Origin of the sequence: Paenibacillus sp. FSL K6-1230 (assembly GCF_038002385.1) — a bacterium.
Taxonomy (GTDB): domain Bacteria; phylum Bacillota; class Bacilli; order Paenibacillales; family Paenibacillaceae; genus Paenibacillus; species Paenibacillus massiliensis.
This window is the reverse complement of record NZ_JBBOCK010000001.1, coordinates 771,218-785,729: the sequence shown is the minus strand read 5'-3', so window position 1 is coordinate 785,729 and position 14,512 is coordinate 771,218. Positions and strand designations below refer to the sequence as shown.

The 14,512-nt window shown below is 45.5% G+C and carries 13 protein-coding genes; 2 read left to right on the top strand and 11 right to left on the bottom strand.

Going from position 1 to position 14,512, the window contains the following annotated elements:
• Positions 1–42: 42 nt before the first annotated feature.
• The 8 genes from MKX74_RS03490 to MKX74_RS03455 all read right to left on the bottom strand — a co-directional run bounded on the left by MKX74_RS03490 (position 43) and on the right by MKX74_RS03455 (position 9,878).
• A complete protein-coding gene (locus MKX74_RS03490; protein WP_025680257.1) occupies positions 43–855 on the bottom strand; it encodes an ABC transporter ATP-binding protein in 813 nt (270 codons plus the stop codon).
• On the bottom strand, positions 852–1,934 hold the full coding sequence (locus MKX74_RS03485; RefSeq protein WP_341177517.1) for a hypothetical protein: 1,083 nt from the start codon (positions 1,932–1,934) through the stop codon (positions 852–854). The genes MKX74_RS03490 and MKX74_RS03485 overlap by 4 nt, the downstream gene beginning before the upstream one ends.
• A gap of 231 nt (positions 1,935–2,165) precedes the next feature.
• Positions 2,166–3,005, bottom strand: a complete 840-nt coding sequence (locus MKX74_RS03480) for an ABC transporter permease (protein WP_025680259.1) — start codon at positions 3,003–3,005, stop codon at positions 2,166–2,168.
• A gap of 31 nt (positions 3,006–3,036) precedes the next feature.
• Positions 3,037–3,963, bottom strand: a complete 927-nt coding sequence (locus MKX74_RS03475; protein WP_341177516.1) for an ABC transporter permease — start codon at positions 3,961–3,963, stop codon at positions 3,037–3,039.
• Between the two features lie 175 nt (positions 3,964–4,138).
• The gene (locus MKX74_RS03470) at positions 4,139–5,680 is read right to left on the bottom strand and encodes an ABC transporter substrate-binding protein (RefSeq protein ID WP_036632582.1); all 1,542 of its coding nucleotides are present in this window, start codon (positions 5,678–5,680) and stop codon (positions 4,139–4,141) included.
• Between the two features lie 149 nt (positions 5,681–5,829).
• Positions 5,830–6,831, bottom strand: coding sequence for a succinylglutamate desuccinylase/aspartoacylase domain-containing protein (locus MKX74_RS03465; RefSeq protein ID WP_341177515.1), 1,002 nt, complete (start codon positions 6,829–6,831; stop codon positions 5,830–5,832).
• Positions 6,832–7,152: 321 nt separating this feature from the next.
• Complete coding sequence (locus MKX74_RS03460) at positions 7,153–8,562, bottom strand: NCS2 family permease (protein ID WP_018888306.1); 1,410 nt, start codon at positions 8,560–8,562, stop codon at positions 7,153–7,155.
• A gap of 290 nt (positions 8,563–8,852) precedes the next feature.
• A complete protein-coding gene (locus MKX74_RS03455) occupies positions 8,853–9,878 on the bottom strand; it encodes a hypothetical protein (RefSeq protein WP_341177514.1) in 1,026 nt (341 codons plus the stop codon).
• Between the two features lie 309 nt (positions 9,879–10,187).
• On the opposite strand from MKX74_RS03455, the gene MKX74_RS03450 reads away from it, so the two are divergent.
• Positions 10,188–10,712 (top strand): ClbS/DfsB family four-helix bundle protein, encoded by a 525-nt coding sequence (locus MKX74_RS03450; protein WP_341177513.1) that lies wholly within the window; start codon positions 10,188–10,190, stop codon positions 10,710–10,712.
• Between the two features lie 186 nt (positions 10,713–10,898).
• Here MKX74_RS03450 and MKX74_RS03445 read toward each other — a convergent pair whose 3' ends face one another.
• The 3 genes from MKX74_RS03445 to MKX74_RS03435 form a co-directional block, all read right to left on the bottom strand.
• Complete coding sequence (locus tag MKX74_RS03445; RefSeq protein WP_341177512.1) at positions 10,899–11,471, bottom strand: hypothetical protein; 573 nt, start codon at positions 11,469–11,471, stop codon at positions 10,899–10,901.
• Positions 11,472–11,665: 194 nt separating this feature from the next.
• Positions 11,666–12,283 (bottom strand): Type 1 glutamine amidotransferase-like domain-containing protein, encoded by a 618-nt coding sequence (locus MKX74_RS03440; RefSeq protein ID WP_025680265.1) that lies wholly within the window; start codon positions 12,281–12,283, stop codon positions 11,666–11,668.
• 650 nt (positions 12,284–12,933) lie between these two features.
• On the bottom strand, positions 12,934–13,203 hold the full coding sequence (locus MKX74_RS03435) for a helix-turn-helix domain-containing protein (RefSeq protein ID WP_341177511.1): 270 nt from the start codon (positions 13,201–13,203) through the stop codon (positions 12,934–12,936).
• Between the two features lie 86 nt (positions 13,204–13,289).
• Here MKX74_RS03435 and MKX74_RS03430 point away from each other — a divergent pair, with 86 nt between their 5' ends.
• Positions 13,290–14,480 (top strand): AIPR family protein, encoded by a 1,191-nt coding sequence (locus MKX74_RS03430; RefSeq protein WP_341177510.1) that lies wholly within the window; start codon positions 13,290–13,292, stop codon positions 14,478–14,480.
• Positions 14,481–14,512: the final 32 nt, after the last annotated feature.

Here is a 14,512-nt window from a genome sequence, read left to right as displayed (position 1 = left end):
GCGGCATTGACTACCTATCGACAATGAATGACGCTCTTTACCTTATTTTTGAAAATAAATCCGCGGCATGCTGTTCAGCAGCTGCCTGGTATACGCATGTTGTGGATTCGTGAAAATATCCGTCTTGGTGCCTTGCTCCACAAGCTCGCCATTCTTCATCACAAGCACCCTGTCCGCCATCTCATAGACCACGCCCAGATCATGCGTAATGAAGAGGATACTCATCGCATATTGCTCCCTCAGCCTTCGAATCAGCTTCAGTATATTGGCTTGCACCGTGACATCCAGCGCAGTAGTCGGCTCATCGGCCAGTAGCAATCGCGGCTTGGAGGATAGCGCCATCGCAATCATGACACGCTGCCTCATCCCTCCCGACAGCTGGAATGGATACTGCTGGATGACTTCCTCCACATTACGAATGTCTACCTGATGAAGCAACTCCTTGGCTTGCTCCAGAGCTTGCCTCTTCGTTAGCCTGGTCTCTCCATGCAGACGGATCACATCCACCATCTGGGTCCCAATGGTAAAGACAGGATTCAACGCGCTGAGGGCATCCTGAAATACCATAGCCATCTCACGGCCCCGGATCGCTTGCAGCTCCTTCTCATTCATCGCAAGCAGGTCCTTGTTGTTGAAGCGAATCTGTCCGCTTGTATATCGAGCTGGTGGGGTCGGCAACAGCCTCATGATGGATTTCGCCGCCACACTCTTCCCACTACCCGACTCTCCTACCAAGCACACAATTTCGTCCTCATAGATGTCAAAGGATAAATTGTTGAAGATCGGAGACCATTGCTGCTTTTTCTCGAAGCCCATACTGACATCCAGCACTTCAATGATTTTGTTACGTGTCATGGCTGTATCTCCTCGAACATAGCAATGTCCTGTACGCCCGTCTGATTTCGCTCCTGTATTGTGTTCAGTACAGCATGCGCAAGCGCCAGATCGAAGATCTGCAAGCCGAATGCGTTGAACATTAGCTTATGCTGTGCATTTTGCTTCAGATGCGGTTGTTGATTAGGCTGTTCCTGAGGACTCTGCCCCTGATTGATACGGGATCGCTGCTCACGCTTCGCTTCAACTTGACCACAGAGTAGCTCCTCCAGCAAAGAGATTTTACCTGTCACGACTGTCTCATCCTGACGAGCCAGCTCGAACAAGGATTGACTACTGGTCAGTACACCACTCTGATAATCATCGCAGATGATATGGTCGAAAGCCGCAATGGCCTCCGGTGTAACATCCCTAATACCCGCGTGAATGTACAAATGTCCTGGTACAAAGTGAGTCGGCTGCAAATAAGGCGTGGTAGCAGAGGTAATCCCGATGACGATCTCAGCGAGATCCAGACAATCAGGCAGAGTAGGCAAGACCTTCAATTGAAGATGCCGTTCACTTGCCAAGCTCTGCAGACTCTCTGCCAAACGACTGGCATGCTGCTCGTGACGACTCCAGATATAGACGGTCTTAAGGCGGGGCAGGAAAGGAATAACCGCCATCAATTGATGCCTGGCCTGATATCCCGATCCACATACCAAAAGCGTCTGGGCATCCGGGTTCGCCAGCAGCTTAATAGCCGTGGCTGATACGGCACCTGTACGCAATCCACTGATTAGGAGTCCCTCCAAGAGCGCAAGCGGCATCCCGGTATCCAGATCATTAAGCATAATCATCGGGTGCGTGGATGAGCTGCGTCCCGCGTGCTTATGCACATGCGAGGTCCATTTAATACCGGCTATTCGCTCCTTGACTAAATATCCCGGTAGTGAATAGAAGGCCCCGGCATCCAGCTGCTCGGGAATCATGGCTATCTCTTGCGCACAGACGGCCAGACCATCAGTTTTGTGCCGGAAAGTACGCTCGATGATGGCTTGTGCTGCCTTAGGCTCAGCTATGCCGCTCTGAACGACCTGCTCATGAGTGATGATTAACATTCGGGAATCCTCCTTTCTCCAACATACCTTACTTCTACTTTTACTTTTACTTTTACTTCTGAGACTTCATAGCATAATCTGATCATAACTAATGATGAAGTAGCTGATGAAGCAGCTTGCGTCTTATGAATTTAGCGACGGACAGGTGAGCAATTCAGGGAATGGACGTCTGTACTCCATCTAGAGTCTGCCCTCCAACTAGAGGTCTGTCCTTCATCTATACCTCTGTCTCTATCGAGCCTCGGACTTGTCCCGAAGCCAATCACTTACCAAATTAATGGTCAGAATGACAAAGGCAATCACTAACCCCGGAATCGTGGACAGCCACCAGGCTGAGCTAATATAATTCTTGCCATCATTTATCATCCCGCCCCAGGTCGGAGTAGACACGTCGATACCAAGTCCCAGGAAGCTCAGGGATGCTGCAAGCAGGATCATACGCGACATCTGCAGGGCCGCCTGCGTGACAATTGTGAATAACGTGTTCGGTAGGATGTGACGACGCATGATATCCAGATTGGGTACCCCCATGGCCTTGGCTGCCTCTACATACTCCAGTTCCTTCAGCGACAGCACCTGACTGCGGACGACACGAGCGAACACCACCCAGCCGGTAACAGACAGTACAATAATAATATTGGTCAAGCCTGAGCCAAGAACTGCTACCATAACAATCGCGAGCAGCATGCTTGGAATGGACATCTGAATATCCGCAATGCGCATCATCAGTGCATCAATCTTGCCTCCATAGTATCCAGCAACGATGCCAATCATTGTACCGAATACACCTGCAAAGGCTACAGACACCATACTCATCCAGAGCGATAATCTACCACCATACAACAGCCTGCTCAATATATCTCTACCAAGCTGGTCCGTACCGAGCAGACTTAGACCATCGTGCGAGCTGTAATGGCTGAGCGGAGGGATCAGGATGTCCTGCAAAGACTGCTTGTATGGGTCATAGGGCGAGAACACGGGCGAGAAGATAGTTACCATGAATATCATGGCTAGTACCGTAATCCCGATAATCCCTTTCCAGTTGCCTTTCAGCAGAGCTAATTTATTCATTGCGACTCCTCACTTTTAATTCCTCACTTGGTTACTGCACCTTAATTCTGGGATCGATCCACAGATAGATAAGGTCTGTCAGAAAATTAATGGCAATATACAGCACGCTAATTACGAGTATGCTGGCCTGCACCAATGGGAAATCCCGATTACTTACCCCCTGGACGATTAACTGCCCGACTCCGGGCCACGAGAAGATCGTCTCGGTCACAACAGCGCCCGCAATCATGACACCGAACTCCAGACTGATAACTGTAATGACTGGTAGCAGCGCATTTTTCAATCCACGCCTGAACACCATTTGCCGCCTGGAGAAGCCTTGTGCCTTGCTTGTAATCATGTAGCTCTGCTCCAATACGTCAATGAGGGCGGATCTCATCGTGCGGGCAATTGGTGCAATCGGATATGCCGCTAGCGTGATGGCAGGCAGCACCAGCGAGGCCCAGCCTCTATTACCTGAGGTCGGGAACCAGTGTAACTGTACAGAGAAGATCAGAATAAGTACAATCCCCACCCAGAAGACAGGCAGAGACTGTGTCACGAATATCCATGTGCTTAACAAGTAATCAACAAAGCTATTCTTCTTGTATGCAGACATAATGCCTACCAGCATACCTACGACTACAGCAATCACAATTGCAGCTACAGCAAGACCAATTGTCTGCGGTAGCCGATCCAGAACCAGTTGGAGAGCAGACTCCTTAAAATATAAAGAGTTGCCCAGATTACCAGTAATCAGGTCCTTAAGGTAATCCACATACTGCATAAGCAGGGGACGATCATAGCCTAGACTGGACCGAAGTGCCGCCACCTGCTCCTCTCCAGCCTCTGGTGGTAGCATGAGTCTGGCCGGGTCTCCAGACAGGCGAATAATGAAGAAGATAACTGTGGCTGCTCCCAGCACCGCCAACAACGACTGCCAGACCCGACGGATAATATAGGGTCTCAATCCACACACACTCCTATCACCGACATATGCTGATGCTTATAATTGAAGCAGCACATATTCGTTATGAGGTCACTTTTCTAGCATTCGTACCTTTTCAAAAAGTAGTACCGCTACGCTGGCATAGCCCCTCATGATACAAGAAGCTTTGCCAGCCATGTAGCGGTGCCCTATCTTTAAGATGGCCTTAGTTCGCAGGCTTGATCGTCACTACTGGAATTGAACCATCAATACGGCCATTCCAGTTCAGTTCATTCGATACGCCGTAGTATTGATTCTCTTGATATAGGAAGATACGTGGTGCATCCTGCAGCACAATATCCTGAATCTCTTTGTACAGAGCCTTGCGGCGTTCCTGATCTGAAGTAGAGCGTGCCTCATCCAGCTTCGCATCTACCTCTTCATTATTGTAGGTAGAGTAGGACTCCCCAGAGCGCAGAATTGCATAGATCGCTGCATCCGCATCCAGTGTGTTCGTACTGCTCCAGCCCAGCACATACATATCGGATTGCTTATTGGAAGGAACCAGTGTGCGGTATACAGAGCTTTCTACATTGTTCACTTTGACAGTTACGCCGATCGCCTTAAGCTGCTCCGCAATAACCTGTGCGACATCTGTATTCTTGATGTACCAGTTGACTGTATCCAGCGTAGTGGAGAACCCGTTCGGGTAGCCTGCTTCAGCCAGCAATTGCTTCGCTTTCTCCGGATCATAGCCATAGCCATCAAATTCCCCAGCATAGCCAAAATCCTTAGGACCAATCAGGCTGTTCGTCTGGACAGCAGCCCCTTGCAGTACATTATCCACGATTGCATTTACATCGATTGCATAGTTCAATGCTTGTCTAACCTTCGGATTGTTGAAAGGCTCCTTGTCTGTTTTGAAGCCAACATAGACTGTGTTCCCCGCACGCTCAACAACCGATAGCTTGGCTGCCGAGGAGGACTCGATCAGATTGCGATTCTCTGGAGATACTGCCGTAATAATATCTACCTCACCGTTCAACAGGGCGCTCACACGTGTGGATGCTTCAGGGATTGAGCGGAAGGTAACCTTCTTCACAGCCGGCTCACCACCCCAATATTCGGAGTTCGCTTCGAGCACCACTTGGCTTCCTTTATCCCAGCTTACGAATGTATAAGGGCCTGTACCGACAGGCTTCTGGGCAAAAGCTTCCTGGCCGACTTCTTCGGTATATTTCGGCGGAACAATCTCCGTCGGATAACGATTGAAACGTGTAGGAATCAGCGGGTCAACCTTCTTGGTGATTACATGCACCGTCTGCTCGTCTATAACCTTGACCTCTTGAATGGTAGAAATATAGCTTGCAGTAGGAGCATTATTCTCTGGCTTCAGCACGCGGTCAATAGAGTATTTGACAGCCTCCGCATTGAACGGCTCACCATTCGTGAACTTGACACCCTCACGCAGCTTGAACTCCCAGGTCGTATCGTCCACCTGACTCCAGCTTGTGGCAAGGCCCGGGACCAGTTCTTCATTCTCATCACGCTTGACCAGCGTATCGAAGATATTGTCTACGACCTGTGCATTTTCAGTCAGGAAACCAGGGTCTAATCCATTGACGTCAAAGGCTCTGGCAACCGTGATCTCCAGCGGCTCCGTGGCAGCAGGCTCTGGGGAACTGCCTTCTTGGGTCGAGGTAGTGCAGCCTGCAACAACCAAGCTAAAAGCCAAGAACAATAGCAACAGCGCGGATTTCTTTCTCATTCTTTCATAACCCTCTTTCTTATATGTTGTCGGCTATCCCCACAATCAATGCTTCTTGCGGTCGTCTTTACAGACCAACACTATGGTATTTCCAGAACCCCCCGGATTTACACTCGTGCTTCTCTATAGTCAAACCCTGATTTGTGGATCTAGCCTTGTGTATCCTCTACAGAACTTTCAAGAACTCCTAACATCACGGCATAGCCCTGTGTCTTTACAGTGGACGCCGTATGTATGGATAGAATGATCGCTTGAGGCACCGGACACGATAAGACACTCTCTTCAAATCCTGGCAAGCTGACTACCTTAAGCAACTCTTCACCAAGAGTTACTATGGAACCCACCGCTGCATGGCGAAATAATAGACCTGAGGTCTCGAACCTGAGCTCCTTCACTTCACGGATCGTGGTCGGAGATTGCAGTGGTGTGAAGGGTACGACTTCAGACTGCATGCCTAGCCCCGATAGAATCATCGCTATCGAATGCTCATGCTGCCTCACTGCCTCCGGCTTCCACGCGATCCCACCTCCACTTTCCAGCAATACAGCTGGAATACCTGCCTCGCACACCGCCTGAACCAACATTCCTTTTGCATCCGATGGACACTCATATATGGCGGTCAGTTGTAGCTGATTAAGCAGACGCCCGGCGGTCTGATAGGCTTGCAGGTGATTCGTTGGCAGCATGGCGAACGGACATACATCCAGATACGCCCCTCCCCCGTGCAGGTCAATCAAGAAATCAGCATGCTGTACAATCTGTTGTAATAGCCACTCTCCATAGTGGTAAGAATAGCTATCCTTGCGTTCTTGCCCGAATACTCTGTTCAGATTCACCGAATCAACGGGGCTACCGTTAGTCCCCGCCAGACATGCTGAAGGATTGACGACAGGACATAGAATAATCTGTCCTTGCAGACTGGAAGGCACTATAGTCTCCAACAAGCGAAGTATCGCCACAATCCCGTCGTACTCATCCCCGTGAAGAGCAGCTTGCACCCACAGTGTAGGCCCAGACCGTTGTCCCTTCACGACGAAGAAGGCTGTAGCCTCATCTGCAAAGGAAAGCGATACTCTTGAGACGGTACCTTCAGGCTGTTCTGACAGGGCTGCTTCGAGTGAAGCATATTGCAGTTGTACATCTCTAGTCATGAGACACAAGCTCCTTCGGCTCTGTTGATGAATGATGAAAAATGGCAATCAAATATCCAATTAATTTCATCGGATTTAATGTATTAATGAATATTATTAGACTCTTTTCGACAGATGTCAACAAAAAATAGTATGTATATTCTTACCAATGCCACATGACGAAAAAATGACAAAAAAAAACTGCCCCAGGCCTTCGCCTAGAGCAGCTTGAATTTGTTGCGTGATTATTCTATATTAACCGAACTTTAAGTTGTATTAGAAGTAACTCCTATTGCAGTCTCGTCTAGTGAATTCAGAGACAAGAAGCGGGCAATCTCAGGATTAGCCCTCGCTACCTACCAGTACATAACGCAAGATAATCAGAATAGCCAGCACCCACATCATCCAGTGGATGGAGTATTTCTTACCCGTCTTCGCAGATGCCATATTGGCTACCAGAGCCAGAATGACATAAGTCACGATCCCGAAGGAAATACCATTAGCAATATTGTAAGTGAATGGCATGATGACAAAGGTCAGGAAAGCTGGAATCGCAATGACCATGTCCTGGAAGTCAATTTGCTTGATCGATTGAGCCATCAGTACGCCAACAACGATCAGAGCTGCTGCAGTCGCTGCACCTGGAATCAGAGCCGCAATCGGCGCCAGGAATAGAGCCAAGAGGAAGCATACGCCTGTAGTTACAGCCGTCAGACCTGTTCGACCGCCTTCAGCAATACCTGCCGCACTCTCTACGTAAGCCGTCGTTGTGGAGGTTCCGAGCATAGCACCACCAGTAACAGCTACTGCATCAACGAACATGGCTTTACCGACACGCTTCTTGCCTTCTTCCGGCTCATCCATAATTCCCGCACGCTGGGCTGTACCCACCAGAGTACCGAAGGTGTCGAACAACTCAACAAAGGTGAACGTGGCAATCGCCGAAATGATACCTGTATGCATAATACCGTTCCAGTCGAATTCCATAAAATTCAGCTGTGTAAAATCAGGGGTCCAGTGAGCGTTAGGTCCAGATAATACGCTATAATCTACTGCACCCATGAACATTCCGATCACAGTCGTGCCCAGAATACCGAACAAAATCGCACCCTTCACACGCAGAACCATCAGAATGGAGATCAGCAACAGGCCGAAGATCGCGAGCTGTACACTGGTATTCTCCAGGCTTCCAAGATGAATGACTGTCTCATAGGATAATACATTTGTGAAGGTGTGTGCCGGAATATCATTACCAGCCTCGACACCGATAGTCATAATTCCACTGTTCTTCAATCCAATAATGGTAATGAACATACCAATACCAACTGTAATCGCATGCTTCAGACCATCAGGAATGGCTACGAGCAGCGTCTGACGAACTCTCGTTACCGTCAGTAAAATAAAGATCAGACCGGAAATAAATACAGCCGTAAGTCCCATCTGCCAAGTAAACGGCTGATCGCTCGTAGCGGATGCCAATATTACAGAAGCGAAGTACGCATTCAAGCCCATTCCTGGTGCCAGTGCGACAGGGAAGTTAATGAACAGCCCCATAGCAATGGTGAAAATACCTGCTGCAAGCGCGGTAGCCAGAAATACGGAGTACCAGCCAATATCAATCTGTCCGAAGGCTGTTAGTGTATTCGGGTTGACTGACAGAATGTAAGCCATAGCCATAAAGGTCGTGATCCCGGCCATAATCTCCGTACGTACTGTCGTGCCGTTCGCTTTTAATTTGAAAAATCGTTCCACTAATCTCTCTCCTTAAATTCAAAATGTCATTGCATTTCGTACGGTTACTGCAAGACTCCTTACTACTATTGTCAGCAGACCTCTAGTTCATGTACGTGCAAAGGATTGACATTGCTTTCTCATTTTAGGGCGAGGCAGCAGGATTGTCAACCATATAAACGAACATTAATTATTTTAACTGTCACATCGTTCGTAATCTATGATATTAGGCCTTGATTTTATAAGCCATTGTATGTAATCAGACCATAAATTCATGAGAAAGAGGCTCTTGCATCATGTTCTTGGACCGCTCATAGCCACCATGTCCTATCATCCCAGAGACCAGCCTCCTCAACCACTTGCCGAGCAAGCTTGTTAGACTTGAGACTCTTAAGCCCCACTAACATTCGCCGCAGACTATTCGGTTGTTGAACACATCGCTCAATATCCTCTACCGTTAGTGTCTTCATCTCGAACATCGCCAGCTCCTCCAGCACTTGGGATGATTGCACCCATTCCAGGCTCTTCAGCCCTACATTGGCAAGTATAATTCTGTGCAGATTACTTAGATGATCCAAGGCAGGAAGCTCGGCAAGATGCGGCTGGTCCTCTACCTTCAGATTGCGTAATCCTGTTAGTTCAGAGACGACAGAGAGATCAGATAAGCCTTTCACCCGCAACAGCTCCAAATGCTGCAATGCTTCTAGTCCTGCTAGTGTACCGAGATGCTCGGCGCTGCCAAAGCTTAAACCTAGGCTTTCCAGTAAAGGCAGCTCCCTAAGAAATTCAAGCTCCTCCAGTGGCATACCCTGAAGTGTAACCTGCCTCAGACTTGTCAGCTCACCAATCACACTCAGATTACGTTGATGCCCATTCACACTCAGCGTTTCCAGATGTGTGAACCTCTTGAGCACCGAAAGATCCGTCTTCTTCGTCTTGGTCTTGCCAATTCTGAGCAGCCTTAAGTCCGCAGGAACAAGCTCCAGCACCGACAGCGAATCAGCCTCATGCACGTCCAATTCAAGCTCCTTCAGCTTAGGCAAGGCCCCGATAGCCTCCATGTGAGTTACCCGAGTGTTGCAATCTACACAGAGCTTCTCGACATAACTCATCTGCTCAAGACCCGAGAGATCACCCGGCTTCAGGTGAAAGCCATAGATTCGCCATACGATATCCGGCCTTACCCGAAAGAGCTCCTCATTCAACATACGCAGCATATCCATATCAGGTATATAGAGAGGCTCGCTGTATTGCACGATACCAACCTCTTGATCCTCAGCCAGATGCTTGATGTATTCAAGCGTCCAACCTGCTTCCATTTGAATGCGTTTGTGCATGGTGTCACCCCTTCTGTCCATTGAAAAAAATAAACTCTATACTTAGATTATCTTATCGTAGGCTCTTCTCTTGCTCAACAAGACTTGGGACTCCATGACTGATTGTAAGACAAGCATGAGGGAGCCATAAGATCATTCGACCTTCCAACAAATAAACATGGGGCTCCCATATGAACATGACAATCAGTTGTCATATTCCAGCACCTATAATAGTTGAAGGAAGCACCCATACACGTTCAATCTATAAAGCTTGTCTTTTCGCTGCGTCGCAGAAAGTTATACATTTCACAAATACAGGAGGTATTTATAATGGCAAGCTTTAACTACCCAGACAAGCAAGCCTTATTGAATGAGCTGGACAAGCGGGCTGAGCTATTCATTTCGGAGTTCGACGAGGTTCAAGAGCAGGACAAGGACGTCCTTCACGCTGATGTAGACCGGACACCCGCACAGATGCTGGCTTATCAGCTCGGCTGGATGAAGCTGGTGAAGCAATGGGAGGAGCAGGAGTTGGCAGGGCAGGAAGTTAGTATGCCGCTGGAAGGCTATAAATGGAACCAGCTAGGAGAGCTATACCGACACTTTTACAAGCAATACGAGAATCATACACTAGAGGAGATGACTATCGAATTCAAAGCAGACATTGCGCTTTATCATGCTTGGATTCAATCCTTACCAGACGAGGAGTTGTTCAAGCAAGGGTACAGACAATGGACAGGGAAGCTTCCCCAGTGGCCGATTGCGAGATGGATTCACATCAATACCATCGCACCTTTTCAGACATTCCGTACAAAGATTCGCAAATGGAAAAAGGGTCGCCCTATTCATTCATGAAAGCTGCCATACTCGGGCTTGGCTACCTTACCTACATCCAAACCGGAGTAAGGTGGCTAGAGCCCTTCAAGCGGCCTGGTGGGCAGATCAAAGGGCTCTTTTCAACAAGCTATATGCTGGTGATAAAAAGTATAATTACTGATTACTGATTACTAATTTCTGATTACGTATTACACAATATTTTCTTTATAAATAGAATTCCAGCTCATTTTTCTTCGCTGCATATTTCAACATGTAGTCCCCGTCTCCCTCCAGCCTTCTGGATGCTATCTTGATCTGGGTGTAGTCGAGCCTCGACTCTCGAAGCACACGCTTGACTGCTTGTATTCCTAGCTCTTCAACGATTACGAAGCAGTATATGTTCAGGGCATATTGTGTGACCGGACTCGCTGTCTTCCCCATGTCGTATCCGTCGACATCCCCCAAACCCATCCATCCCAATTCATTTTGCAACGCTTCGCTGGCTTTGTCCTTGAGCCACAGATCACGCTTGCTGCCTGCCATACTCTTCATCGGATACTGGACGATTAGCATATAGCCGTCATCCTCCCAGGGAGCCTGATAGCCTTTGGCATGGTATTTGTCCATGAAATCCCGTCTGAATTCGTCCTCGCTGCTATATATGCCCGGGAAATCAATTCTACTCGTTGTGCCACGGGTGCCGACTGTGCCAGCATGCTCAACGACCTGGCCTTCCTCGTGCCAGTACTCCACATACAGCAGCTTACCATCCTGTTCTTTTTTGTATAATTTGATCACGCTCTGCCCTCCATTATCGTTGTGTGCTGCCATTCTTCATAGATAACGGCATTTCGTATGTAAACTAGTATCTTGACCAGATCAAATGTGAGTATGGAGCTCCTGCACCGGCATTCCAATACGAATTTGGAGAGTTTATATCGGATAGGGATAAGACGTCAACATGAATTCACATATTCACGCTTCGCTTGAAGTCATACTTTCTCAATACGGATGTTATCCTCCTGCACCAGAATAACTTCAGCATTACTAATAGGGTATAAATTTAATCGGCTCCCATATTCCTCAATAATGTTCTCCACTGCTCTAATGAACGGAATGTTCGTATGATGGGGTACGGGATAGAAATCAATGACCCCCAGTGCTGCAAAGGTATCCAAAGCCGGACCTTCCTGCACATGATCCATGAGCCGAGCATATTCAATTGAGGGCGTCAGAATCATGGAGCCAGCGGATTCACCAATAAACATCTTTCCAGCTTGAACCTCTTCTCTGATGATTACATCGGCACCGCTTCTTTTTAACTCTTGAAGCAGATAAAAGGTGTTGCCTCCACTAATATAAATGTAGTCATTCTCTCTAATCTTATATTCCATCTCTTCTTGCATGGCCGTGCTTAGTTCAAGCTCATCGACGATCAGCCCCAAGTTCTCCAATGCTTTCTTTGCTGATTTCACATAAAATTTGACCTTCTCCGGAATACTTGCCGTCGGGATAAAGGTGATCTTCTTCCCTTCCAACGGTTCAGCGGCGAAGGTGGCTAATGATGGAGCGACATCCTTAAAGGACGAGGATAGGAATAATTTTAGCATCTTAAATTCTCCTTTGGGCAGCTTGAATTGGGGCAGCATATGTATAACTGATTTCAGATATATTATAAAGCATAATATCGTCAAAAGATGACACCTTTGAACAAGTCCACGCTCACCCAATTCCACTCGTAGTAATATGGAAAAAGAAGACTCCTGTCATACAGCGATATTTCTCAGCCACAGCAGAAGTCTTGATATAATGTTACGAACCTCAACTTAACGGTCTAGTTTATTCATCACGCTGTATGAGAGCAAAGAGTAGATATGTTTATTCCGCTCAATACGAAAATATATCTTGATAGAATAATAGTACTATTTCCAAAGTTACTATTGGAAAGGATGGAGCTAAAGGATATTAAACTTAATCAAGATAAAAGATTCTTGAATGCGTAGTTTAAGCGAAATACAAATAAGACTCGCTAATGAATAAGCGTTTTAGACTAATAATGTTGCCTTATTATTAATGATTTATTATTTCCAAGATCACTAACATTTAACCGAGTATGATAGTTTCAATATTAATTCTATGTATTAATTTATAGCGAGACCTATTGAAAAATAAACTAAAACTTAAATTTATTATTTGGACTACGAAAGGCTATTATTATATGATTCGTATTCTTCAAATCTATTTTTTTATAAAAAATCCACTAAATACTATTATACACTTCAATTACTATAAATCTAAAAAGTTCCTCTAAACTTCGATCTTCGAAGACCTTTGATTCATAAATTTTGATTATTATTTCTAAGGAAATTGCATTTTCCCCTCTCTCATAGTTACTAACCATTCTACCAGATAAACCTATTTGCTCTGATAATTGAGAAATAGTCAAACCTTGAGATTTCCTTAGTTTTCTTAAACGTTTGCCCATTTCAAATATTCTATCATCTGCATAAATATTTTTTCTACTTGTCAAAATATGAACCCCCGGTGCATGTTTTTTTAAAATTCAATAAACTAATATAAAGATAGTTACAAAATACAAAAAAAGGAAGTGCAATGATGAGTAAATTAAATAAGGTATTTATGTATAAAAAAAATGTTTCTATGGAGAGTCCCTATCCTGATGACAAAAGAATGGTTTACCATTTTTGGATTGACTTAAATGAAATCCCCCCTGGTCTCCCAACAGATGTAAATCCAAGAGATGTAAATGATAAAACAAAAGTTTACAAAAAAATAGCTAATGCAATCACCTCAAGTGATGAATCTTTCTTCGTAAACAATCGAGGTATCCTAATCGCTGCGAAAGACGTTAAAATTGATACTTTGAATAGAAAACTAACATTAGACCTCGGCGATGATGATGATGATTTTTCTAAGACGTTATACGGTGTACTAGACGGCGGACATACTTATAACGCAATCCTAAAGTATCGTAAAAAAAACGATCAAAACATCAAACAATATGTTCATTTAGAAGTTATGACTGCAGTAAGAAACATTGATGAACTTGCAAGTGCTCGAAATACTAGTGCTCAAGTTTCTGATAAAGCGATAGCTGAACTGGCTGAAAAATTCGAATTCGTCAAAGCCGTTTTAAACGATCAACCATATGCTAACGAAATCTCTTACCGAGAAAATGAAACTGACAAAAGACTAGATTCTGTTGATTTTGTTCGATTAATGTTCTGCTACAATATTTTCAAATATCCTAGAGATTCAAATGTACAACCTATTTCAGCATATAGTGGGAAAGCCCAGGTTTTAAAAGATTATCTCACAGAATATGATAATCCAAACAATCCTTATAAATTAATAGCACCTTTGCTACCTAAAATAGTTGAACTTCATGACAGAATCGAAAAAGATATGCCCACAGCTTATCTAGAATTGAATTCATCAGGTCGATTTGGAAGTGTAAAGGGTGTTGATCGAAAAGAAAATAGCACTACTAAATTTTTCGCTGAAGCAACAATTCATCAAATTTCTCAAGGTCTTATTTTCCCTATTGTTGCTTCGTTCCGTGCTTTAGTTAAGGATTCTAATAATGGACTAACGTGGGAAGTCGATCCACTTATCATCTGGGATACTATCAAATCAAAATTAGTTAATAATACAATTGAAATGTCACGACAACTTGGTAACAATCCTCAAAGTGCTGGAAAAAGTTCAACTTTATGGTCTCAAAACTACGATGCTGTTAACACTGCAAAACTACAAGTTCTGTTTGACCAATTAAATAAAGATTAATACTTCTTATTATGGAATCAAAAAAAGCTTGG

Bases quoted from the DNA above. Each gene is read 5' to 3' on its own strand.
- MKX74_RS03490 (WP_025680257.1), bottom strand. From the start codon at position 855: ATGACACGTAACAAAATCATTGAAGTGCTGGATGTCAGTATGGGCTTC.
- MKX74_RS03485 (WP_341177517.1), bottom strand. From the start codon at position 1,934: ATGTTAATCATCACTCATGAGCAGGTCGTTCAGAGCGGCATAGCTGAG.
- MKX74_RS03480 (WP_025680259.1), bottom strand. From the start codon at position 3,005: ATGAATAAATTAGCTCTGCTGAAAGGCAACTGGAAAGGGATTATCGGG.
- MKX74_RS03470 (WP_036632582.1), bottom strand. From the start codon at position 5,680: ATGAGAAAGAAATCCGCGCTGTTGCTATTGTTCTTGGCTTTTAGCTTG.
- MKX74_RS03465 (WP_341177515.1), bottom strand. From the start codon at position 6,831: ATGACTAGAGATGTACAACTGCAATATGCTTCACTCGAAGCAGCCCTG.
- MKX74_RS03455 (WP_341177514.1), bottom strand. From the start codon at position 9,878: ATGCACAAACGCATTCAAATGGAAGCAGGTTGGACGCTTGAATACATC.
- MKX74_RS03450 (WP_341177513.1), top strand. From the start codon at position 10,188: ATGGCAAGCTTTAACTACCCAGACAAGCAAGCCTTATTGAATGAGCTG.
- MKX74_RS03440 (WP_025680265.1), bottom strand. From the start codon at position 12,283: ATGCTAAAATTATTCCTATCCTCGTCCTTTAAGGATGTCGCTCCATCA.
- MKX74_RS03430 (WP_341177510.1), top strand. From the start codon at position 13,290: ATGAGTAAATTAAATAAGGTATTTATGTATAAAAAAAATGTTTCTATG.